We start from the raw sequence: 23,162 nt of genomic DNA, 5'->3' as shown, positions 1-23,162 counted from the left end.
TATGCCGGAGGATATTTATTACAGCGTGCTCGGCGTATCCTCCCACTCGCGCTCGTCATCCTTCTCATCCTGATCCAGCACGTTATACGCCACCGCACAGAACAGCGAGTTCAGGCGTTTCATGTCCCCCAACAGCCCCAGATGCAGCGAACTGGTTTCGATACTTTGCACGTTCTGTTGGTGTAAACGATCAACATGCGCATGCGCGTAACGGCGATCCAGAATACGGAAGCGATGCTTGGAACGTCGTAACCGCTTGGCGCTGGTGAGGTCGCCGGACAGGAACACCGACAGGCTCAGCCGCAGGTTGCCGATCAGTCGCTCATACAGCGTGTCCAGCTCCGCCAGCCCCTCGGCCGAAAACGCCCGCCGCGCCGCATGCGACTTCGATGCGATATCGCCGGTCATGCGTTCAATGATGTCCCCAGCCTGCTCCAGGTTGAGCGCCATTTCGATAATTTCTGCCCAACGGCGCGAGTCTTCCTCGCCCAGATCCTCTTTCTGGATCTGCGCCAGATACAGTTTGATGGCGGTGTAGAGTACGTCGACGTCATCGTCCAACCGGCGCACCTCTTTATCCTGCCCGATCTTACCGTGCAGCACTTCGCGGTGCAGGATCATCATGTGTTCTACCACGTCCCCCATGCGCAGAGTTTCACGCGCGGCATTGGCCAAAGCCAGCGTCGGCGTATCCAATGCGCTGGCATCCAGATGCCGTGGTCGCAGCCGGGGATCGTCAGCCGCCACGTCGGCAATCAGCGCTTCACACAGCCGTGCCATCGGGCCGGCCAGAGGGATCAGCACCAGACAGCGGATCAGGTTGTAGAAAACGTGAAAATAGATCACCAACTCTTCGTTCTCACCGGGTAGCCGGGCCATCGCGTCTGCCAGATAAGAGACAAAGGGCAGCACCAGCACACAACCGATCAGCTTGAACAACAGGCTGCCGAGCGCCACCCGACGGCCGGCGGCGTTCTGGCCGCTGGTGTTGATCACCGCCAGCAGGCCACTGCCAAGATTGGCGCCAATCACCAGACACAGCGCCACTTTCAGTGAGATCACACCGGAAGCGGTCAGGGTGGCGGTCAACAACACCGCCGCCAGGCTGGAATAGCTGACAATGGCGAACAACGCGCCGGTCAGGGCATCCAGCATCACATCGCCGGTCAGTGACGAGAACAGTACCTTCACTCCCGCGCCCTGGGTGATCGGCGTTGCGGCGGCGACGATCAGCTCCAGAGCCAGGACAATCAGCCCGAGGCCGATGCACACCCGACCCATTTGCCCCACCCGGGTTTGCTTGCGGCTAAGAAACAGGAACACGCCGACCAGGATCAGCAACGGTGATAGCCAGGAGAGATCAAAAGTCAGTATTCGCGCCATCAGCGCGGTACCCACATCGGCGCCGAGCATGATCACCAGCGCAGGCGTCAGCCCCACCAGCCCTTGAGCAACGAAAGAGGTCACCAGCAGCGCAGTAGCGTTGCTGCTTTGCACCAGCGCGGTCACGCCGATGCCGGAGACGAACGCCAGCGGTTTTTTCTCCACGCTGTCGCTCAATACCCGACGCAAATTAGCGCCGTAGACCCGCATGATCCCGGTGCGCACGATGTGGGTACCCCACACCAACAGCGCCACCGCAGAAAGCAGATGAAGAAGGGTCAACACGGAAAATACACTCCATAAACGCCAGCAAGGCAACCGTTCTGCCGGGCGTTAAAAGAGCAGAACAGCGGCAACGGGTTGCAGACTGCCGCTGAAGGGAAGGGAAATTCCGTTTGTCAGCGGGAAAATGTCATGCAACTTCCCGTAATGTAACAGTTTCTAAGTGTAGCCCAATTTCACTGCCGTCAGGCCGCAAATCTTCGACCGAACGGTTGAGCACATCGACCAGCAGCTCCACGCCACGGGCCTGAACCCGATAGCGCACCACGTTGCCCAACAGGCTGTGGCTGAGGATCACCGCGGCGATCCCCTGCCCGGCAGGCAGTAGGGTCATGGACTCCGGACGAACAGCTACCCTACCGCGGTAAGTGCTGCCGGTCAAAACCGTCGCCTGTTCGGCGCTCAGCAGGTTGTAGTTGCCGATAAACCCGGCGGCGAAAACGTCGGCCGGTTGGGTATACAGGGTTTCTGCATCGCCGCTTTGCACGATTTGTCCTTTATTCATCAGCACGATGCGATCCGACAGCGTCAAAGCTTCTTCCTGATCGTGGGTGACGAAGATGGCCGTCAGGTTCAGCTCACGCTGGATCCGACGGATCTGTTCGCGCAAATGTTTGCGGATCCGCGCATCCAGTGCCGAGAGCGGTTCATCAAGCAGCAGCAGACGTGGACGGGTCACCAACGATCGCGCCAGCGCCACCCGTTGGCACTGGCCGCCGGACAGCTGGTGCGGATAACGCTTCGCCAGCTCGGTCAGTTCCACCAGCGCCAGCACCTCCTGCACCCGCTGTTGGATCTGCCCGGCCGCCAGTTTTTGCATTTTCAGGCCGAAGGCCACGTTGCCTTCTACCGTCATATTCGGGAATAACGCATAGCTCTGAAACACCATGCCGATACCACGTTTTTGCGGGGGCACCGGCACCAGATCCTGTCCCTGCAGCAGGATCTGCCCACTGTCGACCGAGGTCAGCCCCGCCAGGCAGCGCAGCAGCGTGGACTTGCCACAGCCGCTCGGCCCGAGCAGCGTGACAAACTCGCCCTCCTCGGCGGTGAAATCGATATCCTGAAACACCTGGGTCTGCCCATAGTGTTTGTTAAGGCGGGTGACATTGAGATAAGCCATCGGGTTAGCCCTTATTTTTATTCAGCAAGTTCGCCAACCAGGTGACAAGCAGCACCACGGCGAAATAAGAAATGACCAGTGCGCTGGTGAAATGGCCGCTGCCGTTACGCATGTTGAACAGGTAAACCTGCAGCGTTTCGTACTGGCTGCCCACCAGCAGGTTGGCGAAGACAAATTCGCCAATCAGGAAAGAGAACGACAGCAGCACCGCGATCATCCCGCCTTTGCGCAGGTTCGGCAGCACCACCCACAATGCGGCTTTCCAGGTGCTGGCCCCCAGCAGATGCGCAGCATCCATCAGATCACGCAGGTTGATCGCCTGCATGTTGTTGCTGATGGCTCGGTAAATAAATGGCAACGCGATGGAGAAATAACAGCCAATCAGGATCCATGGCGTGCCCAGCAGCGGCAGCGGATCGGCGGCGAACAGCTGCATCAGCCCGACCGCTGACACCACCGGCGGCACGGCGAACGGCAGCAGGATCAGCACGTTCATCACCGCATCCAGCTTGGGGAAATAGTAAGCAATCACAAACATCATCGGCAAAATCACCACCACCGCCAGCACCAGAGTGCCGAAACAGATCAGCAGCGAGTGCCACAGCGCCAGCAGGAAGCGCGGATCGCTCCATAACGCCACCAGCCATTTCAGGGTAAAACCGTCCGGCAGAATGGTCGCACCCCATTGGGTGGCCAGCGCATAAATCAGCGTCGCCGCCAGCGGTAACAGCAGGATCAGCAACAGCAGGCCGCTCACCACACGGTGATAACCGGTTTCAAAACGCGACATGGCCGCCCTCCGCAATATTATGAGCGAGCATTGAGGTAGCTCCTGCGTAACAGCCACTGATGGATCAGCGTGATAAACGCCATCATCGCTACCAGCAGCATCGCCAGCGCGCTGGCCAGATTCGGATCGAGGGAGATATCCCCCGCCACTAGCGCAGAAATACGTATCGGTATCACGTTGAAATTGCCGGTGGTCAGCGCATACACCGTGGCATAGGCACCCAATGCATTGGCCAACAGGATGACAAAGGTGCCCATCAGCGCCGGAGCCAGCACCGGCAGGCCGATATGCCGCCAATAGCGCCACGGGCTGGCGCCGAGCAGCGATGCCGATTCGCGCCAGTCTTCACGCAGCGCATCAAAGGCCGGGTACAGCAACAGCACCCCAAGCGGGATCTGGAAGTAGGTATAGAGCACGATCAGCCCGGTTTTGGAGTAAAGATTAAAGCTCTCCATCAGGCCGTACTTGCGCAGCAGCAAGGTCAGGCAGCCATTCAGCCCCAGCAGGATGACGAAGGCGAACGCCAGCGGTACCCCGGCGAAGTTGCTGGTCATGTTGGTAAACGACATCACAAAATCATGGAACCGCGTCTGGCCCAGCTGGCGCAGTGAGTAACTGCCCACCAGGGCAATCAACAGCCCATAGACGCTCGACCAGAGGGAAATCTCCAGCGAGAACTGAAACGCCTGCAGATAGAACGGCGAAGTCAGCACATCAACATAGTTGCCCAGCCCCCAGCCGCTGGTCTGGCTGAAAAAGCTGCTGACCGCAATCCACACCAGCGGCGCGATTTGAAACGCGCCGAACAGCAGGATGAACGGCAGCAGGCACAGCGCGGCAATCCACTTAGCTTTCATTATTCGCCCTTATGCCAACAACGCACGGCAACGCGGCTTGTCATGCGCCACCTGTAGCAGCTCGCACAGCGTACCGCACAGGTCGGTTTGCTGCGGATTGGCGTCGCTTTGGCTGAATGCGCTACCGAAGACAAACAGCGGCACCTGACGCTCTTCCGGCAACACGCCACCGTGGCTGCGATCGTCATTCATACCGTGATCGGCGGTGACCATCACCTGATAGCCGTCGGCCAACCAGTCGGCCAGATAGCGCGACAATACCCCGTCGGCATTGCGCGCCGAATTACGGTACTGCGGCGAAGACAGACCGAAGCGGTGCCCGGCGTCGTCAATATTCATCGGGTGGATCAGCAAGAAATCAGGTTGATGACGGCGGCGTAAACTTTCCGCGTCGTCAAACAGATGAGAGTCCGGGTAGCGGTCGTCATAATAAAAATGACCGTGCTGGATCGGCAGCCCGCTATCCTCGGTATGGCGATCGCGCGCGGCGTCGAACGGGGTACGGTTGTACAGCTCACTGAACCAATGATAGGCAGCCGCCGCGGTGGTTAACCCGGCGGCACGCGCATAGTGAAACACGCTCTGCTGATGCGAGAGGCGTGACACCTGGTTATGCACCACGCCGCTCTCCACCGGCGGCACACCGGTGAGGATACATTCATACAGCGGTCGGGAGAGCGAGGGTAGCTCGCTCTCCAACTGATACAACCGTCCGCGCCCTGCCGCACATTCGGCCTGCAGATAGCCCATGGCGTCATGCGCCACCTGATAGTTCAGACCGTCCAGCAGCACGAGGATCGTTTTCATAATGGTTTAACTCACTGCTGCATAAACATAATGACGTTTTCCTGCCACTGACGCGGCAGCGTTTTGGCGCTTTGTTCCCAGGCAGCCGGATCGGCGATTGGGTGGGCATTTTTATACTGTTCGGCCGGCAGCAGCTTGGCTTTGACGTCGTCCGGCAGCGTCAGATGTTCGGCACGGATTGGGCGGGCATAGCCACGCGCCAGGTTAATCTGGCCGGCATCAGAGAAGATGTATTCACGCGCCAGCTTGGCGGCATTCGGATGCTTGGCGTATTTGTTGATGATGGTGGTGTAGCCGGAAGTGATTGAGCCGTCGGACGGGATCAGCACTTCAAAGCGGGTTTTGTCGATCTGGTCACGGTAGTTAAGTCCGTTAAAGTCCCAAACCACGCCGACCTGCACTTCGCCTTTTTCCAGCGAGGCGATCACCGGGTTACTCAGGCTCAAACGCCCGGCCTTGGCCAGCTTGCCGAAAAACTCCAGACCCGGCTTCAGGTTCTTTTCATTGCCGCCCATGGCGTAAGTCGCTGCCAGCACACCGCTGGCCGCCTGCGAAGCGGTCCCCACGTCACCGATAGTGACCTGATAAGTCCCTTTCAGCAGATCCGCCCAGCTGTGCGGGATCTCTTTCACCTGTTTCTTGTTGATGATGAAGGCAATGGTGCCGGTATAGGCCAGTGCCCAGTGGCCGTCCTTGTCTTTCGCCCAGTCAGGCACCTGATCCCAGGTGGATGGCTTGTACGGCTGGGTCACCCCTTTCTGTACCGCAATCGGGCCAAAGGCCGCACCAACATCACCAATATCCGCCGTAGCGTTGCTCTTTTCCGCGTCGAACTTGGCAATTTCCTGCGCCGAGCTCATGTCGGTATCGGCATGCTTCAGGCTGTACTTGGTCAACAGATCCTGCCAGGTGTCTTTCCAGTTGGCCCAGCTGTCCGGCATGCCGACGCTGTTGACTTCCCCTTCCTTCTTGGCAGCCTGTTCCAGCGCCGCGAGGTCGGAATCGGCAGCCCAGCTCATTTGGCTGGACAGGACAATGGCACTGGTTAACACAGAAGCGCACAAACGTTTCATAACTGATGCTCCGGGTGGTAGTGTGGAAGTGGCTGGACTAGTCCAGCAAGAACCAAGCCAATCTAACGGACGAATGTGATAATTATATGTCAGTGTAAAAAAGCAGCATTTTTATCGTATTTGGTGCGTCACAGGGCTTCCGTTGGTCTACCTTAACTGGGGCAAGAAGCACTGAAATGGGGCAACTGTTGCATGAGTGAAGGAACAACTACCGTGGCAACGATTTGCCAGACTCTGGCCAGCCGTATCGCCAACGGGGAATTCAGCGCCGATGGCAAACTGCCTTCTGAACGCGCCCTGAGTGAACAGTTTTCCACCACCCGCATTACGCTGCAGGAAGCGCTCGGTCAGTTGGAGGCGCAGGGGGTGATTTACCGTCAGGTCAGGCGCGGCTGGTTTATCTCGCCGCCCCGGCTGGTGTACAACCCGTTGCAGCGCAGCCATTTCCACGCCATGGCGCAGCAGCAGGGGCGTGATGCCCATACCGAAGTGATCGACACCGCTACCCTGCCGCTGTACGGCGAGCTGTGCCAACGGTTGGTTTTGCCACCCGGCAGCGAGGTCTACCGCATTCGTCGGCTGCGTTATATCGATGGCCGCGCGGTGTTGTACTGTGAGCACTACCTCAATCCCGCCTACTTTGCCGGTATTCTGGACGAAGACTTAACCCAGTCGCTGACCGGGCTATATGCCGAACGCTACGGTATTCGCTATGGGCGAGTACGTTTCGATATGCTGCCGACCCTGCTGCCGCAGGAAGCAGCCGCAATGCTGAAAGTGACCTACGGCAGCCCGGCGCTGTTTATTACCCGGGTTAACCGCGATCAGCACGATCGGGTGATTGATTGTGATTTGGAATATTGGCGTTACGACGCACTGCACATTGACGTGGAGGCACAATGACAGGGGCGCGGCCAGCGCGCCCCGAATGAAGGATGATCAGTCGGCGTCATAGCCGAGGTTAGGTGCCAGCCAGCGTTCAACCTCGCTGACGCTCATGCCTTTACGCGCCGCATAGTCTGCTACCTGATCGCGCTGGAGCTGCGCCACCGCAAAATACTTGCTCTGCGGATGGCTGAAGTACCAGCCGGACACTGCCGCCCCCGGCCACATGGCGAAGGACTCGGTCAACACCATGCCGGTATGGCGGTTAACATCCAGCAGGCGCCAGATCTCCGCTTTCTCGGTGTGCTCCGGACAGGCCGGATAGCCCGGTGCCGGACGGATGCCCTGATAGTTTTCGCGGATCAGTTCTTCATTGCTCAGGTTCTCTTCGGTCGCGAAGCCCCAGTGCAGCTTGCGCACCTGCTCATGCAGGTACTCGGCGAAAGCTTCCGCCAGACGGTCCGACAGCGCTTTGACCATGATTTTATTGTAATCATCGTGCTGCGCATCATAGGCCGCCGCCAGTTCATCCTCTTCCAGACCGCCGGTTACCGCGAAGGCACCGAAGTAGTCGGCCTTGCCGCTGCTTTTTGGCGCGACAAAGTCCGCCAGGCAGTAGTTCGGGAAATCGGTTTTTTCGGTCTGCTGACGCAGGTGGCGGCTGACCACCAGCACCTCATCACGGTTCTCGTCGCGATATACCTCAACGTCGTCACCGACGCGGTTGGCCGGGAACAGGCCATAGACGCCACGCGGATTGAGACTGCCGTTGGCAGCCAGCAGGTCCAGCATCTGGTTGGCATCAGCGAACAGCCGTTTGGCCTCTTCCCCCACCACTTCATCTTCCAGAATGCGCGGATATTTACCCGCCAGTGACCAGGTCATAAAGAACGGCGTCCAGTCGATATAATGACGCAGCGTCTCAATGCCGGCCTCAACCGGATAAACACCCAACTGCTTTGGCACCGGCGGCTGGTAGTTTTCCCAGTCCAGCACCATGGCGTTATCACGGGCTTTCTGCAGGTCAACCGGCGGGGTACGCGGTTTTTTACGCGCGTGCTGGATACGCACGGTTTCATATTCTTTACGGGTACGCGCCACAAAGTCATCGCGTTGGGTGGCGGAAAGCAGTGCCGATACCACACCCACGGTGCGCGAGGCATTCTGTACGTAGGTGGTTGATCCGCTGTAGTTCTGCTCAATCTTCACCGCGGTATGGGCCTTGGAGGTCGTCGCGCCACCAATCAGCAACGGCAGGGTAAAGCCCTGACGCTCCATTTCTTTTGCCACGTTGACCATCTCGTCCAGCGACGGGGTGATAAGCCCCGACAGGCCGATGATGTCCACGTTTTGCTCACGCGCGGTTCTGAGGATTTTCTCCGTCGGCACCATCACGCCCAAATCGACAATTTCGTAGTTGTTGCACTGCAGTACCACGCCAACGATGTTTTTGCCGATGTCGTGCACGTCGCCCTTCACCGTCGCCAGCAGGATTTTTCCTGCCGTAGAGCCTTTCTCTTTGCTGGCCTCGATGTACGGCTCCAGATAGGCCACCGCCTGCTTCATGACGCGGGCAGATTTCACCACCTGCGGCAGGAACATTTTGCCTTCGCCGAACAGGTCACCGACCACGTTCATCCCCGCCATCAGCGGCCCTTCGATCACTTCGATCGGGCGATCCGCTCTCTGCCGGGCTTCTTCAGTATCCAGTTCGATAAACTCGGTGATGCCTTTGACCAGCGAATATTCCAACCGCTTTTCGACCGGCCAGCCGCGCCATTCCGCCTGCTGTACCGCCACTTCGTTGTCTTTGCTGCCGCGGTATTTTTCCGCCAGTTCCAGCAGGCGCTCAGTGCTATCGTCACGACGGTTGAGGATCACATCCTCCACCGCATCGCGCAGTTCGGCACTGAGATCGTCGTAGATTGCCAGTTGCCCGGCGTTAACGATACCCATGTCCATGCCGTTGCGGATCGCGTGGTACAGGAACACCGCGTGGATCGCCTCACGTACCGGATCGTTGCCACGGAATGAAAACGAGACGTTGGATACGCCACCAGAGATCATCGCGTGCGGCAGGTGGGTTTTGATGTCGGCACAGGCTTCGATAAAGTCGACGGCATAGTTGTTATGCTCATCGATACCGGTGGCGACGGCAAAAATATTCGGGTCAAAAATGATGTCTTCCGGCGGGAAGCCGACGCGCTCGGTCAGGATTTTATAGGCACGGCGACAAATCTCGAACTTGCGCTCGCGGGTATCCGCCTGGCCTGCCTCATCAAATGCCATCACCACCACCGCAGCACCGTAGCGGCGCACCAGTTTGGCATGGTGGATAAAGGCCTCTTCGCCCTCTTTCATCGAAATCGAGTTAACAATGCCTTTGCCCTGGATGCACTTCAGGCCTTTCTCGATCACCGACCATTTGGAGGAGTCGATCATGATCGGCACGCGGGCAATATCCGGCTCACCGGCGATCAGGTTGAGGAAACGCACCATCGCCGCTTCGGCGTCAAGCATCCCCTCATCCATGTTGATGTCGATAATCTGTGCGCCGCTTTCCACCTGCTGGCGGGCAACGGCCAGCGCTTCGCTGTATTTTTCTTCTTTGATCAGCCGTTTAAAGCGGGCGGAACCGGTGACGTTGGTGCGCTCGCCCACGTTGACGAACAGCGTTTTGGCATCGATGTTCAACGGCTCAAGGCCAGCCAGACGGCAGGCGACCGGGATCTCCGGCAGTTGACGCGGCGGTACGCCCGCCACCGCTTTGACCATCGCGGCAATGTGTTCCGGCGTGGTGCCACAGCAGCCGCCGATAATATTCAGGAAGCCGGCATTCGCCCACTCGCCAACCTGTTTCGCCATCTCTTGCGCGTCCAGATCGTATTCGCCGAAGGCATTGGGCAAACCGGCGTTGGGGTGAGCAGTAACGTAGCTCTCCGAGATGCGCGACAGCTCAGAAACGTATTGGCGCAGTTCGTCCGGGCCCAGCGCACAGTTCAGACCAAAGCTCAGCGGCTTGACGTGACGCATCGAGTTATAGAAGGCTTCGGTAGTTTGGCCGGACAGGGTACGGCCGGAAGCGTCGGTGATGGTGCCGGAAATCATGATCGGCAGCGCAACGCCCAGGGCTTCAAATTCGGTTTCCACCGCGAAGGCGGCGGCTTTGGCGTTCAGGGTATCGAAGATGGTTTCGATCATGATCAGATCGACACCGCCTTCTACCAGTGCCCGCGTCGATTCGCGGTAGGCTTCCACCAGCTCATCGAAAGAAACATTACGGAACGCCGGATCGTTGACGTTCGGTGAAATAGAGGCGGTGCGGTTGGTCGGCCCCAGCACCCCGGCCACGTAACGCGGCTGCTCAGGCGTGCGTGCGGTCCATTCATCGGCGCAGGCTCGTGCCAGGCAGGCGGCCTGATAGTTAATCTCGGCGGACAGCGACGCCATATGGTAGTCGGCCATAGCGATAGGCGTGGAGTTGAAGGTATTGGTTTCGAGAATATCGGCCCCGGCTTCCAGGTAGCCGTAGTGAATGGCGGTAATCACTTCCGGCTTGGTCAACACCAGCAGGTCGTTATTGCCTTTCAGATCGCTCTGCCAGTCGGCAAAACGTTCGCCACGAAAGTCGCTCTCTTCCAGACGATAGCTCTGGATCATGGTGCCCATGCCGCCGTCCAACACTAAAATTCGCTGCGCTAACTGCCGGCGCAGTTGTTCTACTCGATTTGTCACTCCTCATCCCCTTTATCTTTCAAACCACTGCAGTACTAACCACTGTGTGAAATCGCCAGATCACTATTTCACCATCACCCAAATGTTACATACCCTATGGATTTCAAGTTGCAGCTAGGCGCCCAGCTCTTTCATCCCTTGGAGCTTACTAAAGTAAGTGACTGGGGTGAACGAGCGCAGGTAACAACGCTACAGCTTGAAAGGCGACGGGTATCGGCCATCCTAGCACAGGTTGTGGTGGCAAAGGGGCGAGCGCTAATTGAGAGTTTTTCAGGTTGCCGGACAACAGATCCGATGAGCTGATTGATGGCTTGCAATTCATACGTAAAAAATGAAAATGGATTCCATCATACGGAAAAAGGAATGTGAAATATGGTCACCCCTGCTCCCGCCAAACGCGGCAAAAAGCCCCGTGCTGCATCCCCGGCCGCCAGTGCACCCACCGGCCAGGTGCAGTCGTTGACCCGTGGTCTGAAATTATTGGAATACATTGCCGAAGCGCAGGGTAACGTGGCACTGACCGATCTGGCCCAACAGGCCGGCTTGCCCAATTCCACCACCCACCGCCTGCTCACCACCATGCAACAGCAGGGATTCGTGCGTCAGGTGGGCGATCTGGGCCTGTGGACCATCGGCTCACATGCCTTTGTGGTCGGCAGCAGCTTCCTGCAGAGCCGCAACCTGCTGGCGATGGTGCACCCAACGCTGCGCCGCCTGATGGAAGAGTCCGGCGAGACGGTCAATCTGGCGGTGCTGGATACCAGCGAGTACCAGGCAATTATTATCGATCAGGTGCAGTGCACCGCGTTGATGCGCATGTCGGCACCGATCGGCGGCAAACTGCCGATGCACGCTTCCGGCGCCGGGAAAGCCTTTCTTTCCACCCTGTCGGATGAGCAGGTCACCAAACTGCTGCATAAAAAGGGCATGCAAACCTATACCCAGCATACCCTGACGCCGCACAACCTGAAGGAAGGTCTGGCGCAGATCCGCAAGCAGGGCTTTTCCTTTGACGATGAAGAGCATGCGCTCGGCCTGCGCTGCGTGGCGGCCTGCATCTTCGATGAGCACCGTGAAGCCTTCGCCGCTATCTCGATCTCCGGCCCGGTGTCACGCATTACCGACAACCGCGTGATTGAGCTGGGTGCGTTAGTGATCCACGCGGCGAAAGAGATCAGCCTGGAATATGGCGGCGTGCGTTAAGCATAGCCCTCTCTGGGGTGCAGTTTCTGCGCCCCGGCCTGTTTCGCCCTCTGCTGTTGTCAGCATGTAAAACGCTGTACCGATCCTGTTTATCCCGCCCAATAAAAACTTGAAGCCGATCACAGATAACGATCCTGCCTGCGAAAGCCCATTGCAACCGACGAAACTTCCTTCGACAATGTTACCGATAACATGTTACCGGTAACAATTAGCGCAGGGTAACGCCACTTGTCGTTTTGGAGCTAAGCCATGACCAATAATCAAAACCGTATTTACGTCATTATGGGCGTTTCCGGCAGCGGTAAGTCCGCCGTGGCCGCCGCAGCGGCCCGCCAACTGTCCGCCGGGTTCCTCGACGGCGATTTTCTGCACCCGCGTAGCAATATCCTGAAAATGGCCGCCGGTGAACCGCTGAACGATGAAGACCGTGCCCCGTGGCTGGCTGCACTCAACGATGCCGCCTTCGCCATGCAACGCACCAATAATGTCTCGGTCATCGTCTGCTCAGCGCTGAAAAAACACTACCGCGATCGCCTGCGCGCCGGTAATGGCAACCTGTCGTTCATTTACCTGCACGGTGACTTCCCGGTGATCGAAGCCCGTCTGGCAGCACGTAACGGCCACTTTTTCAAACCGCAGATGCTGGTAACGCAGTTTGCCGCACTGGAACAGCCGGGCGCAGACGAGAGTGATGTGATGTCTGTAGACATCAACCAACCGCTGGAGGGCGTGATCGCCGACACCGTTCGGCATATCCAGAGCTTCCTGCCACAGGACGTGTGCGCGTGAATACTGTAACGCTGGTCGGTACCGCAGTCGGCTCGGTTCTCTTACTGCTGTTTCTGGTGATGAAGGCGCGTATGCACGCCTTCGTTGCGTTAATGCTGGTGTCTATCGCTGCCGGGATCTTCTCCGGCATGCCGCTCGACCGCATCGCCGATACCATGCAAAAAGGTATGGGCGACACGCTGGGCTTCCTGGCCATCGTGGTGGCACTGGGGGCAATGTTCGGCAAGATACTGCACGAGGTCGGTGCACTGGATCAAATTGCGGCGCATTTGCTGAAACGTTTCGGCCAAAGCAAGGCTCATTACGCGCTCGGTATCGCCGGTTTGATCTGTGCCCTGCCGCTGTTCTTTGACGTGGCCGTAGTGCTGCTGATCGGCATCGTGTTTGCCGTGGCGCGCCGTACCGACGGCAACATCGTTAAGCTGGCCATTCCGCTGTTTGCCGGTGTCGCCGCCGCCGCTTCGTTCTTGCTACCGGGACCGGTACCGATGCTGCTGGCGTCACAAATGAAGGCCGACTTCGGCTGGATGATCGCCATCGGCCTGGTCGCCGCGGTTCTCGGCATGCTGATTGCAGGCCCGTTGTACGGCAGCTTTATCAGCCGCTATGTTAACTGGTCAATGCCGGCGGATGAAAACGAACCGACGCTGAATACCGCCAACCTGCCGTCATTTGGCCTTAGCCTGGCGCTGGTACTCTGCCCACTGGTGCTGGTCGGCATGAAAACCATTGGTGCCCGCCTGGTCACGCCTGGCTCGCCGTTACAGCAGTGGCTGGAGTTCATTGGCCACCCGTTTATCGCCATTTTAGTCGCCTGTTTGATCGTGATTTATGGCCTGGCAAAACCACGCGGCATGACCAACGAACAAACGCTGGCCATCTGTTCTGCGGCGGTCCAGCCCGCCGGGATCATCCTGCTGATGACCGGTGCCGGTGGCGTATTCAAACAGATCCTGGTGGATTCCGGCGTCGGCCCGGCACTGGGTGATGCCATGATCGGCACCGGTCTGCCGATCGCCGTCGCAGCCTTTGTATTGTCCGCCATGGTGCGGGTGATCCAGGGCTCCGCCACCGTGGCCTGTCTGACCACCGTTGGCCTGGTGCTGCCGGTAACCAGTCAACTGGGGCTCGGCGGCGGACAACTGGCCGCACTGGCAATCTGTATTGCCGGTGGGTCTATCGTGCTCAGCCACGTCAATGACGCCGGCTTCTGGCTGTTCGGTAAATTTACCGGGGCCAATGAGCTGCAAACGCTGAAAACCTGGACGGTGATGGAAACCATTCTGGGCAGCGTGGGCGGCATCATCGGCATGGTCGCGTTCACCCTGTTTTAAAACACCATAACGACATAACAACGCCCCCGGCCTTTGCACATCAGGGCCGCAAACCACCACCGGGGGCACCGCCACAGGCGGCGTCTATAACAATAGCATGTGAGGAAGGTATGATTAATCCAACCCTATCCCGTGTCACACAACGCATCATCGACCGTTCCAAACACAGCCGTGCCGCCTATCTGGCACGCATTGAGGCGGCTCGTTCACAAACCGTACATCGTGCACAACTGGCCTGCGGCAACCTGGCGCACGGCTTCGCCGCCTGCCAACCGGATGATAAAACCGCGCTGAAAAACATGGTGCACAGCGATATCGCCATCATTACCGCCTATAACGACATGTTGTCCGCCCACCAGCCTTACGAAAACTACCCGCAGCGGCTGAAGCAGGCGCTGCACGCGGTGGGTGCTGTCGGTCAGGTGGCCGGTGGTGTACCGGCCATGTGCGACGGTGTGACCCAGGGGCAGGACGGCATGGAGCTGTCGCTGATGAGCCGCGATGTGATTGCCATGTCCTCCGCCATCGGCCTGTCGCACAATATGTTCGACGGCGCATTGTTCCTCGGCATCTGCGACAAAATCGTCCCGGGGCTGGTGATGTCTGCCCTGTCCTTCGGCCACTTGCCGTCGCTGTTTGTGCCCGCCGGCCCGATGAGCAGCGGCTTGCCGAACAAAGAGAAAGTACGGGTACGCCAACTGTATGCCGAAGGCAAGGCTGACCGTCTGGCTCTGCTGGAGGCCGAAGCCGCCTCCTATCACGGCATCGGCACCTGCACCTTCTACGGCACCGCCAACACCAACCAGATGGTGATGGAAGTGATGGGGCTGCATCTGCCGGGCGCTTCCTTCGTGCATCCGGATACACCGCTGCGCGATGCGCTGACCGACGCCGCCGCCCGTCAGGTGACCCGCCTGACCGAGACTGCCGGCAACTATCTGCCGATCGGCCAACTGATGGATGAAAAAGTGGTGGTGAACGGCATCGTGGCGCTGCTGGCCACCGGTGGCTCCACCAACCTGACCATGCATATGGTGGCCATGGCTCGCGCCGCCGGTATCATTATCAACTGGGACGACTTCTCCGAGCTGTCGGACGCCGTGCCGCTGTTGTGCCGTATCTACCCGAACGGCCCGGCGGACATCAACCAATTCCAGGCATCTGGTGGCGTAGCCCTGGTGGTACGCGAACTGTTAAAGCACGGCCTGCTGCACGAAGACGTGCACACCGTGGCCGGTTTTGGCCTGGCGCGCTACACCCAGGAACCGTGGCTGGACAATGGCCAACTGGCCTGGCGTGAAGGGACGGAGACGTCGCTCGATGCCAAGGTGATCGCCAGCGTAAATGAGCCTTTCGAGCATCACGGCGGTACCAAAGTGTTGGCCGGTAACCTCGGCCGGGCGGTCATGAAAACCTCGGCGGTACCGACGGACAACCAGATTATCGAAGCGCCGGCAGTAGTATTTGAAAGTCAGCATGACATTGTTCCGGCGTTTGAAGCCGGCAAGCTGGATCGCGATTGTGTGGTGGTAGTGCGCTTCCAGGGACCACAGGCCAACGGCATGCCCGAACTGCACAAACTGATGCCACCACTGGGCGTACTGATGGACCGTGGATTTAAAGTGGCGCTGGTGACCGATGGCCGCCTGTCCGGCGCTTCCGGCAAGGTGCCTTCCGCCATCCACGTGACCCCGGAAGCCTACACCGGCGGCATGTTGGCCAAGGTGCAAAGCGGCGACCTGATCCGCGTGAACGGCCGCACTGGCGAGCTGGCATTATTGGTCGATGCCGAGCAGTTGGCCCAGCGTGCGCCTTACCAGCCCGACCTGAGCGCAGAACATATCGGCTGTGGCCGCGAACTGTTCGGTGCCTTGCGCAGCCAGCTTTCCGGGGCCGAACAGGGCGCCTGCTGTATTAAATTTTAACCGATAGCATGGCCGTGCAGCCCGAAGGCGGCGGCCATAACTGGAGAGAACCGTTAATGAAAAATTGGAAGACAAGCGCAGAACAGATCCTGATGGCCGGACCGGTAGTCCCGGTGATCGTCATCAACAAGCTGGAACATGCAGTCCCCTTAGCGAAAGCCCTGGTAGCCGGAGGCGTGCGGGTATTGGAAGTCACCCTGCGCACCGCCTGCGCGATGGACGCGATCCGCGCCATTGCCAAAGAAGTGCCCGATGCGATTATCGGCGCCGGTACCGTCATTAATCCACAGCAGTTGAAGGAAGTGACCGATGCCGGTGCCCAGTTCGCCATCAGTCCGGGCCTGACCACCGATCTGCTGAAAGCAGCCACTGCCGGTTCAATCCCGTTAATTCCCGGTATCTGCACCGTGTCGGAACTGATGCTGGGCATGGATCACGGCCTGCGTGAGTTTAAGTTCTTCCCGGCGGAAGCCAACGGGGGCGTGAAAGCGCTGCAGGCTATCAGCGGCCCGTTCCCACAGGTGCGCTTCTGCCCAACCGGTGGCATTTCACCGAATAATTACCGTGACTATTTGGCGCTGAAAAGCGTGCTGTGCATCGGCGGCTCCTGGCTGGTACCGGCAGATGCGCTGGAAAGCGGCGACTACGCACGCATCACCGAATTGGCGCGCGCCGCCGTTGCGGGGGCGAAAGCTTAATCGTATTGGGCGCGGTGATGAACTGCGCCCTTAAGCCGTGGCCGAGGTCGCAGGTAGCGCCGCCCCACTGCGCTGGCTGAAACGGCGTTTTTTACGGTAAGCAAACACGTCCTCCACATGCCCATCACGGATGCGCTGTTGCAACCCGCGCCAATAGTCGGCCTCGAACAGGTCGCGATGCATCTCTTCAAACACCTGTCGGATGCGCCGGTCGCCACACAAGAAATGCCTGAACTCCTCCGGAAACACATCATTGGGTGACACGCTATACCAGGGTTCGCTGGCCAACTCATCTTCCGGGTAGCGCGGCGGCGGAATATCGCGGAAGTTGACCTCGGTCATGTAGCAAATCTCATCGTAATCGTAGAACACCACTCGCCCGTGCCGGGTCACGCCGAAGTTCTTGAACAGCATGTCGCCGGGGAAAATATTGGCGGCGGCCAGTTGCTTGATCGCATTACCGTATTCTTCTATCGCGTCACGCATCTGTTGTTCATCAGCCTGCTCCAGATACAGATTCAGCGGCGTCATGCGGCGTTCCATATACAGATGCTTGATCGCGATGCGATCCCCCAGATCCTCCAGCTTGTCCGGCACCTCACGCTGCAGTTCCGCCAATAATTCCGGACTGAGACGCGCCTTGTCGACGACAAAATTTTCGTACTCCTGAGTATCCGCCATGCGCCCCACGCGATCGTGTTCCTTTACCAGTTGGTAGCACGCCATGACCTGCGCCTGCGTCACCTCTTTTTGCGGCGCAAACTCATCCTTGATCACCTTGAACACCCGATCGAACGACGGCAGGGTAAAGACCAGCATCACCATGCCCTTGACCCCTGGCGCGATGATGAACTGCTCCTGCGAACCGCTCATAAACGTCAGGTACTCGCGGTAACATTCTGTTTTCCCGTGCTTCTGGCAGCCGATCGCCATATACAGCTCGGCGGTGGTTTTGCCCGGCAGGATTTCGCGCAGCCACTCGACCATCGCCGCCGGCAGGGGAGCGTAAACCATAAAATAAGAACGGGCGAAGCCGAACACGATGCTGGCCTCGGCCTTGCTGGTCAGACAGGTATCAATAAACAAAGCGCCAGAATCACTGTGGTGGATCGGCAACAGGAAAGGATAAACCCAGTCTGCCACTCGCAGCTTACCCACCAACCAGGCCGCTTTGTTACGGTAAAACAGTTCGTTGGCGATCTGGAACGTCGCTCCTGCCAACTGCTGCGCACTGAAGCTTTGCTGCAACGCCTGGGTGATGTAATCAATATCACGCGATAAGTTTTCCCACGGCAATCGCAGAGGCAAGTCGGTCAGCAGGTTGTACAGCATCGCCGAGACGTCGCCGTTGGCGGTGAAATCGCGTGACAGAGGACGCGGGATGTCGCGAAAGCGCCCTTCCGGCTGGGAGCTGAAAACGAACAGTTTTTCCGGCGTCAGATCGCGGTGCCGGAACAGCCGACAGTAGACGGAATTAAAAAAGCTTTCGGCAATCTCAAAGCGCGGGTACTCCGGCAGTAAATCGGTATACACCGCCTTCACCCGGCTGGGGAAATCCGCATCAAAATACTTTTGCCCGGTGATGCACTTCAGTTGCTCTACCACCAGGCCGACGTGGTGATCATACAGGTGGATACGCTTTTTCATCGCCTGCTGCACTGCCGGCCAGTCCGCCCGCTCAAAACGCTGCTGCGCACCGGCGGTCACCTCCAGGAAGCGGCCGTACTGTGCATCAAAGCCCTGCAGGATCGTCTGCGCAATCAACAGCTCCAGTTTTGCCGCCATCCTTACCTCCCGCCAGAAAATAGAGCCTGCATAAGCAGGCTCCGGGTTACCACTTGTCAGCGTTGCCGCCTCAGAACTGCTGTTCTTCCGTCGAACCGGTCAGCGCCGTCACCGATGAAGCACCGCCCTGAATAATGGTAGTCACCTTGTCGAAGTAACCGGTGCCCACTTCCTGCTGGTGTGAGGCAAAGGTGTAACCGCGTGCCACGGCGTCGAATTCCGGCTGCTGTACTTTCTCGACGTAGTGCTTCATGCCCTCACCCTGCGCATAGGCGTGCGCCAGGTCAAACATGTTGAACCACATGCTGTGAATACCTGCCAGCGTGATGAACTGGTATTTGTAGCCCATCGCCGACAGCTCTTCCTGGAAGCGAGCGATAGTCTGATCGTCCAGGTTCTTTTTCCAGTTGAATGACGGCGAGCAGTTGTAAGCCAACAGTTTGCCCGGGAATTTGGCATGGATCGCATCGGCAAAGCGCTTGGCCGCCTGCAGATCCGGCGTGGAAGTCTCGCACCACACCAGGTCAGCGTACGGGCAATATGCCAGGCCACGGCTGATCGCCTGCTCAACACCAGCATGAGTGCGGAAGAAACCTTCGGCGGTGCGCTCACCGGAAACAAACTCGCGGTCGTAAGGATCGCAGTCAGAGGTCAGCAAATCGGCAGCATCGGCATCGGTACGCGCAATCACCAGCGTCGGCACACCAAGTACGTCGGCCGCCAAACGTGCAGCAACCAGCTTCTGGATCGCTTCCTGGGTTGGCACCAGCACTTTGCCGCCCATATGACCGCATTTTTTCACCGCCGCCAGTTGGTCTTCGAAGTGCACCCCGGCAGCACCGGCCTCAATCATCGCCTTCATCAGTTCGAAGGCATTCAGCACGCCGCCAAAGCCGGCTTCGGCATCGGCCACGATCGGCAGGAAGTAGTCGGTGTAGCCTTTGCTGCCCGGTTCAATTTTGTTAGCCCACTGGATCTGATCGGCGCGGCGGAAGGTATTGTTGATGCGCTCAACCACGCCCGGTACGGAATCAACCGGATACAGTGACTGGTCCGGGTACATCGCAGACGCGGTGTTGGCATCGGCCGCCACCTGCCAGCCGGACAGGTAAATCGCCTCGACGCCAGCCTTGGCCTGCTGCAACGCCTGACCGCCGGTCAGTGCCCCCAGGCTGTTGACATAACCTTTGCGTGATTTACCGTGCAGCAGTTCCCACAGTTTGGCGGCACCGTTCTGCGCCAGCGTGCAGACCGGGTTAACCGAACCGCGCAGATTAATCACGTCTTCCGCGCTGTACGGGCGGGTGACACCTTCCCAGCGGGCCGATTTCCATTCCTGTTCCAGCTGTTGGATCTGTTGAGCACGAGAGGTAGACATAATTTTTATCCTTTTCATAATGTAGGGTTAATGGTCAGGAACAGGTTCAGGCCAGCAGCTCATAGCCAGGTAAAGTCAGGAAATCGATTAATTCGTCTTGCGTAGTGATACGTTCCATCAGACGCGCGGCTTCTTCGAACCGGCCAGCGTTAAAGCGCGCCTCACCCAACTCTTCACGTACCACCAACATTTCTTCTTTCAACATCTGGCGAAACAGTGCCTTGGTGACCAGTTGGCCATCGCTCAGGCTCTTTTCGTGGTGGATCCACTGCCAGATAGAGGTTCGGGAAATCTCTGCCGTCGCCGCATCTTCCATCAGGCCGTAAATCGGCACGCAACCATTGCCGGAGATCCAGGCCTCGATGTATTGCACCGCCACGCGGATATTGGCCCGCATGCCGGCTTCGGTACGTTCACCGTCACAAGGTTCCAGCAGCTGCGCAGCACTGATTGGCGCGTCGTTTTCACGCAGCACTTCCAGTTGGTTGCGGCGCTCACCGAGTACCCGGCTGAACACTTCCATGACGGTATCCGCCAGGCCTGGATGTGCCACCCAGGTACCGTCGTGGCCGTTATTGGCTTCCAGCTCTTTATCCGCCCGGACCTTGTTCAGCACCCAGGCATTTTTCTCCGCGTCTTTGCTCGGGATAAACGCCGCCATACCGCCCATGGCAAAGGCACCGCGCTTATGGCAGGTCTTGATCAGCAAGCGGGAGTAGGCGCTAAGGAATGACTTGTCCATGGTGACCGACTGACGATCCGGCAATACGCGGTCGGCATGATTTTTCAGCGTCTTGATATAGCTGAAGATGTAATCCCAACGGCCGCAGTTCAAACCGACGATGTGATCGCGCAAGTGGTAGAGGATCTCGTCCATCTGGAATACCGCCGGCAGCGTTTCGATCAGCACCGTGGCTTTGATGGTGCCACGTGGCAGGGAGAAACGATCTTCGGCAAAGCTGAAGACTTCGCTCCACCAGGCGGCTTCCTGCCAGGACTGAGTTTTCGGCAGGTAGAAATAAGGACCACTGCCTTTGGCCAGCAATTGACGATAGTTATGGAAGAAATACAGCGCAAAATCGAACAGGCCACCCGGGATCGCTTCCCCCTGCCATTGCACGTGTTTTTCCGGCAAATGCAGGCCGCGTACGCGAGCAATCAATACCGCTGGGTTCGGCTTCAGCTGATAAATCTTGCCGGCTTCATTGGTATAAGAGATGGTGCCGTTCACCGCATCATGCAGGTTGATTTGACCATCGATCACTTTGTCCCAGCTCGGCGCCAGTGAATCTTCGAAGTCCGCCATAAACACCTTCACATTGGCGTTCAGGGCGTTGATCACCATCTTGCGTTCAACCGGACCGGTGATTTCCACCCGGCGGTCGCGCAAATCCTCAGGTATGCCGCGGACAGACCACTCACCATTACGAATGGAAGCAGTTTCCGAAATGAAGTCTGGAAGATCGCCTTGATCGATCTTCTGCTGCCAGCAGGCGCGCGCAGCCAATAGTTTGTTGCGCTGTGGAGTAAACTTACTCACCAGTTCCGCCAGGAATTCGACCGCGTCATCCGTCAACACCTGTCGCTCAGCAGCGGTGAAACCCTGCGTAAACGTTAACTCCGTGCCTACTATCTGTTGCGTCATTGTCTTGCTCCTTCCCATCGTTGCGCACCGCTGCCGCTAGCCAGCCCGGCGCATCTTCATCAAAAATCAGTGTGGATCAGGGCCGATAAAACGATCCTTAACTGGTCAGATCTCTTCTCTCTGGATCTAAGAATACCCAACTAAAAATAAAAATCAAAAACGATTTCCATTTTATTATAAAATATTTTATTAACCCTTTGTTATCAATTAGTTAATATAGATAACAATAAGTACCAGTAAGGAAACCGGTTCCATAAACTGCCAAGAATTAATTTAAGTGATTGTTAGGAAATGACTTTTACTAGAATAGAGAAGAAAAGAAGGGATGCAGATGAGGGATAAGTGACGTCGGCGGCCTCGATTCAGCCGCCGATTGGGGTAAAAAGGTTACTCGAGAGTTGGGTTCATATGACGCAGATCGTATGGCGTGATCTGGTAAACATAGTAGTTGAGCCAGTTGGCAAACAACAGGTGGCCATGACTGCGCCAGGAGGCTTTTGGTGTGAGTTCGGGGTTATCATCGGGGAAGTAATTCAAGGGTACTACAGGATTAAGACCAGCCTCGTTATCGCGACAATACTCACCCGCCAACGTCAGCGCATCATACTCCGGGTGCCCGGTAACAAACGCCAGGCGCTTGTCTTTACTGGCGAACAAATAGGCCCCGGTCTGCTCTGATTCGGCCAGGATATCCAAATCCGTGTACTGGCGGATGATCTCCGTGGGGAAGTCCGCATAGCGTGAATGGGGAGCCAGGAAGGTCTCATCAAAACCGCGGGTCAGCAACGCGTGCTGTTGCAGTGTTTGATGCTGATAAACACCCGACAGTTTCACTTCACGGGTCATCTTCGGGATGCCGTACAGAATGTTCAATGCAGCCTGTACCGCCCAACAGACAAACAGCGTGGAGGTGACGTGGTTCTTGGCCCAATCAATCACCCGTTCAATCTGTGGCCAGTAGGCAACGTCGCAGAAATCAACCAGCCCCAACGGCGCCCCGGTGACAATCAAGCCATCAAAGTTCTCATCCTGAATGTCTTCAAAATCACAGTAGAAGTTGTTCAGATGCTCCGCCGGCGTGTTCTTCGACTCGCGGCTATCGATACGCAGCAGCTGGATATCAATTTGCAGCGAAGAGTTGGAAAGCAGACGTAAAAATTGGTTTTCCGTCTCGATCTTTTTTGGCATCAGGTTGAGGATCAGCACTTTCAACGGCCTGATTTCCTGTGTTTTTGCCCGAGAGGATGTCATCACAAAGACATTCTCATTGCGCAAGAAACTGACTGCAGGTAACTCATCAGGAACACGAATCGGCATTGCTTAACCCTCACACATCCATTTAAACGTTTAGACTTCTAGATGCCCGAAGATAGCGGTTTTTGGGCACAATGTCGAGTGTTCTACAGGAAGGTGAAAATGTTTCATTGCGCTGGTATAGGTGGAATTCATGCGTTTTTTTAAAAACACAAA

17 protein-coding genes are annotated in these 23,162 nt (G+C 57.5%); 6 read left to right on the top strand and 11 right to left on the bottom strand.

Annotation, left to right across the window (positions count from 1 at the left end):
* Positions 1–18: 18 nt before the first annotated feature.
* From BEI65_RS25575 to BEI65_RS25550, 6 genes are all read right to left on the bottom strand, one after another.
* The gene (locus tag BEI65_RS25575; RefSeq protein WP_085119750.1) at positions 19–1,668 is read right to left on the bottom strand and encodes a Na/Pi cotransporter family protein; all 1,650 of its coding nucleotides are present in this window, start codon (positions 1,666–1,668) and stop codon (positions 19–21) included.
* Positions 1,669–1,795: 127 nt separating this feature from the next.
* A complete protein-coding gene (locus tag BEI65_RS25570) occupies positions 1,796–2,788 on the bottom strand; it encodes an ABC transporter ATP-binding protein (protein WP_099065630.1) in 993 nt (330 codons plus the stop codon).
* 4 nt (positions 2,789–2,792) lie between these two features.
* Positions 2,793–3,578: an ABC transporter permease gene (locus tag BEI65_RS25565; RefSeq protein ID WP_085119752.1), complete on the bottom strand. Its 786-nt coding sequence runs from the start codon at positions 3,576–3,578 to the stop codon at positions 2,793–2,795.
* A gap of 17 nt (positions 3,579–3,595) precedes the next feature.
* Positions 3,596–4,435 (bottom strand): ABC transporter permease subunit, encoded by an 840-nt coding sequence (locus BEI65_RS25560; protein ID WP_012147180.1) that lies wholly within the window; start codon positions 4,433–4,435, stop codon positions 3,596–3,598.
* 9 nt (positions 4,436–4,444) lie between these two features.
* Complete coding sequence (locus BEI65_RS25555) at positions 4,445–5,242, bottom strand: alkaline phosphatase family protein (RefSeq protein ID WP_099065629.1); 798 nt, start codon at positions 5,240–5,242, stop codon at positions 4,445–4,447.
* An 11-nt stretch (positions 5,243–5,253) separates the two neighbouring features.
* Positions 5,254–6,315, bottom strand: a complete 1,062-nt coding sequence (locus BEI65_RS25550; protein WP_099065628.1) for an ABC transporter substrate-binding protein — start codon at positions 6,313–6,315, stop codon at positions 5,254–5,256.
* 192 nt (positions 6,316–6,507) lie between these two features.
* Here BEI65_RS25550 and BEI65_RS25545 point away from each other — a divergent pair, with 192 nt between their 5' ends.
* On the top strand, positions 6,508–7,218 hold the full coding sequence (locus tag BEI65_RS25545; protein ID WP_099065627.1) for a UTRA domain-containing protein: 711 nt from the start codon (positions 6,508–6,510) through the stop codon (positions 7,216–7,218).
* A gap of 36 nt (positions 7,219–7,254) precedes the next feature.
* On the opposite strand, the gene metH is transcribed toward BEI65_RS25545, so the two are convergent.
* The gene (gene metH, locus BEI65_RS25540) at positions 7,255–10,935 is read right to left on the bottom strand and encodes a methionine synthase (protein ID WP_099065626.1); all 3,681 of its coding nucleotides are present in this window, start codon (positions 10,933–10,935) and stop codon (positions 7,255–7,257) included.
* A 372-nt stretch (positions 10,936–11,307) separates the two neighbouring features.
* On the opposite strand from metH, the gene iclR reads away from it, so the two are divergent.
* The 5 genes from iclR to BEI65_RS25510 all read left to right on the top strand — a co-directional run bounded on the left by iclR (position 11,308) and on the right by BEI65_RS25510 (position 16,884).
* The gene (gene iclR, locus BEI65_RS25530; protein ID WP_099065625.1) at positions 11,308–12,138 is read left to right on the top strand and encodes a glyoxylate bypass operon transcriptional repressor IclR; all 831 of its coding nucleotides are present in this window, start codon (positions 11,308–11,310) and stop codon (positions 12,136–12,138) included.
* Between the two features lie 249 nt (positions 12,139–12,387).
* Positions 12,388–12,927, top strand: coding sequence for a gluconokinase (gene gntK / locus BEI65_RS25525; protein ID WP_099065624.1), 540 nt, complete (start codon positions 12,388–12,390; stop codon positions 12,925–12,927).
* A complete protein-coding gene (gene gntU / locus BEI65_RS25520; RefSeq protein WP_099065623.1) occupies positions 12,924–14,261 on the top strand; it encodes a gluconate transporter in 1,338 nt (445 codons plus the stop codon). Before gntK ends, gntU begins: the two co-directional genes overlap by 4 nt.
* Positions 14,262–14,371: 110 nt before the next feature.
* Positions 14,372–16,186 (top strand): phosphogluconate dehydratase, encoded by a 1,815-nt coding sequence (gene edd, locus BEI65_RS25515; RefSeq protein ID WP_099065622.1) that lies wholly within the window; start codon positions 14,372–14,374, stop codon positions 16,184–16,186.
* Positions 16,187–16,242: 56 nt separating this feature from the next.
* A complete protein-coding gene (locus tag BEI65_RS25510; RefSeq protein ID WP_099065621.1) occupies positions 16,243–16,884 on the top strand; it encodes a bifunctional 4-hydroxy-2-oxoglutarate aldolase/2-dehydro-3-deoxy-phosphogluconate aldolase in 642 nt (213 codons plus the stop codon).
* Between the two features lie 30 nt (positions 16,885–16,914).
* Here the strand turns inward: BEI65_RS25510 and aceK are convergent, their stop codons facing one another.
* The 4 genes from aceK to metA form a co-directional block, all read right to left on the bottom strand.
* Entirely contained in the window at positions 16,915–18,669 is a 1,755-nt protein-coding gene (gene aceK, locus BEI65_RS25505; RefSeq protein WP_099065620.1) for a bifunctional isocitrate dehydrogenase kinase/phosphatase, read from the bottom strand.
* A gap of 70 nt (positions 18,670–18,739) precedes the next feature.
* Positions 18,740–20,047 carry an isocitrate lyase gene (gene aceA / locus BEI65_RS25500; protein ID WP_099065619.1) on the bottom strand — a complete coding sequence of 436 codons (1,308 nt, stop codon included), beginning with the start codon at positions 20,045–20,047 and terminating at the stop codon, positions 18,740–18,742.
* A 46-nt stretch (positions 20,048–20,093) separates the two neighbouring features.
* Complete coding sequence (gene aceB / locus BEI65_RS25495; RefSeq protein WP_099065618.1) at positions 20,094–21,692, bottom strand: malate synthase A; 1,599 nt, start codon at positions 21,690–21,692, stop codon at positions 20,094–20,096.
* A 387-nt stretch (positions 21,693–22,079) separates the two neighbouring features.
* The gene (gene metA / locus BEI65_RS25490) at positions 22,080–23,009 is read right to left on the bottom strand and encodes a homoserine O-succinyltransferase (RefSeq protein WP_099065617.1); all 930 of its coding nucleotides are present in this window, start codon (positions 23,007–23,009) and stop codon (positions 22,080–22,082) included.
* Between the last annotated feature and the right edge of the window lie 153 nt (positions 23,010–23,162).

The sequence above is a fragment of the Serratia sp. BW106 genome, assembly GCF_002607755.1.
Lineage (GTDB): Bacteria > Pseudomonadota > Gammaproteobacteria > Enterobacterales > Enterobacteriaceae > Serratia > Serratia proteamaculans.
This window is presented reverse-complemented; position numbering and strand designations above follow the sequence as displayed.

Excerpts from the sequence above, each read along its gene's own strand:
- BEI65_RS25570 (WP_099065630.1), bottom strand. The coding sequence starts at position 2,788 with ATGGCTTATCTCAATGTCACCCGCCTTAACAAACACTATGGGCAGACC.
- BEI65_RS25565 (WP_085119752.1), bottom strand. The coding sequence starts at position 3,578 with ATGTCGCGTTTTGAAACCGGTTATCACCGTGTGGTGAGCGGCCTGCTG.
- BEI65_RS25560 (WP_012147180.1), bottom strand. The coding sequence starts at position 4,435 with ATGAAAGCTAAGTGGATTGCCGCGCTGTGCCTGCTGCCGTTCATCCTG.
- BEI65_RS25555 (WP_099065629.1), bottom strand. The coding sequence starts at position 5,242 with ATGAAAACGATCCTCGTGCTGCTGGACGGTCTGAACTATCAGGTGGCG.
- BEI65_RS25550 (WP_099065628.1), bottom strand. The coding sequence starts at position 6,315 with ATGAAACGTTTGTGCGCTTCTGTGTTAACCAGTGCCATTGTCCTGTCC.
- BEI65_RS25545 (WP_099065627.1), top strand. The coding sequence starts at position 6,508 with ATGAGTGAAGGAACAACTACCGTGGCAACGATTTGCCAGACTCTGGCC.
- iclR (WP_099065625.1), top strand. The coding sequence starts at position 11,308 with ATGGTCACCCCTGCTCCCGCCAAACGCGGCAAAAAGCCCCGTGCTGCA.
- gntK (WP_099065624.1), top strand. The coding sequence starts at position 12,388 with ATGACCAATAATCAAAACCGTATTTACGTCATTATGGGCGTTTCCGGC.
- edd (WP_099065622.1), top strand. The coding sequence starts at position 14,372 with ATGATTAATCCAACCCTATCCCGTGTCACACAACGCATCATCGACCGT.
- BEI65_RS25510 (WP_099065621.1), top strand. The coding sequence starts at position 16,243 with ATGAAAAATTGGAAGACAAGCGCAGAACAGATCCTGATGGCCGGACCG.
- aceK (WP_099065620.1), bottom strand. The coding sequence starts at position 18,669 with ATGGCGGCAAAACTGGAGCTGTTGATTGCGCAGACGATCCTGCAGGGC.
- aceA (WP_099065619.1), bottom strand. The coding sequence starts at position 20,047 with ATGTCTACCTCTCGTGCTCAACAGATCCAACAGCTGGAACAGGAATGG.
- aceB (WP_099065618.1), bottom strand. The coding sequence starts at position 21,692 with ATGACGCAACAGATAGTAGGCACGGAGTTAACGTTTACGCAGGGTTTC.
- metA (WP_099065617.1), bottom strand. The coding sequence starts at position 23,009 with ATGCCGATTCGTGTTCCTGATGAGTTACCTGCAGTCAGTTTCTTGCGC.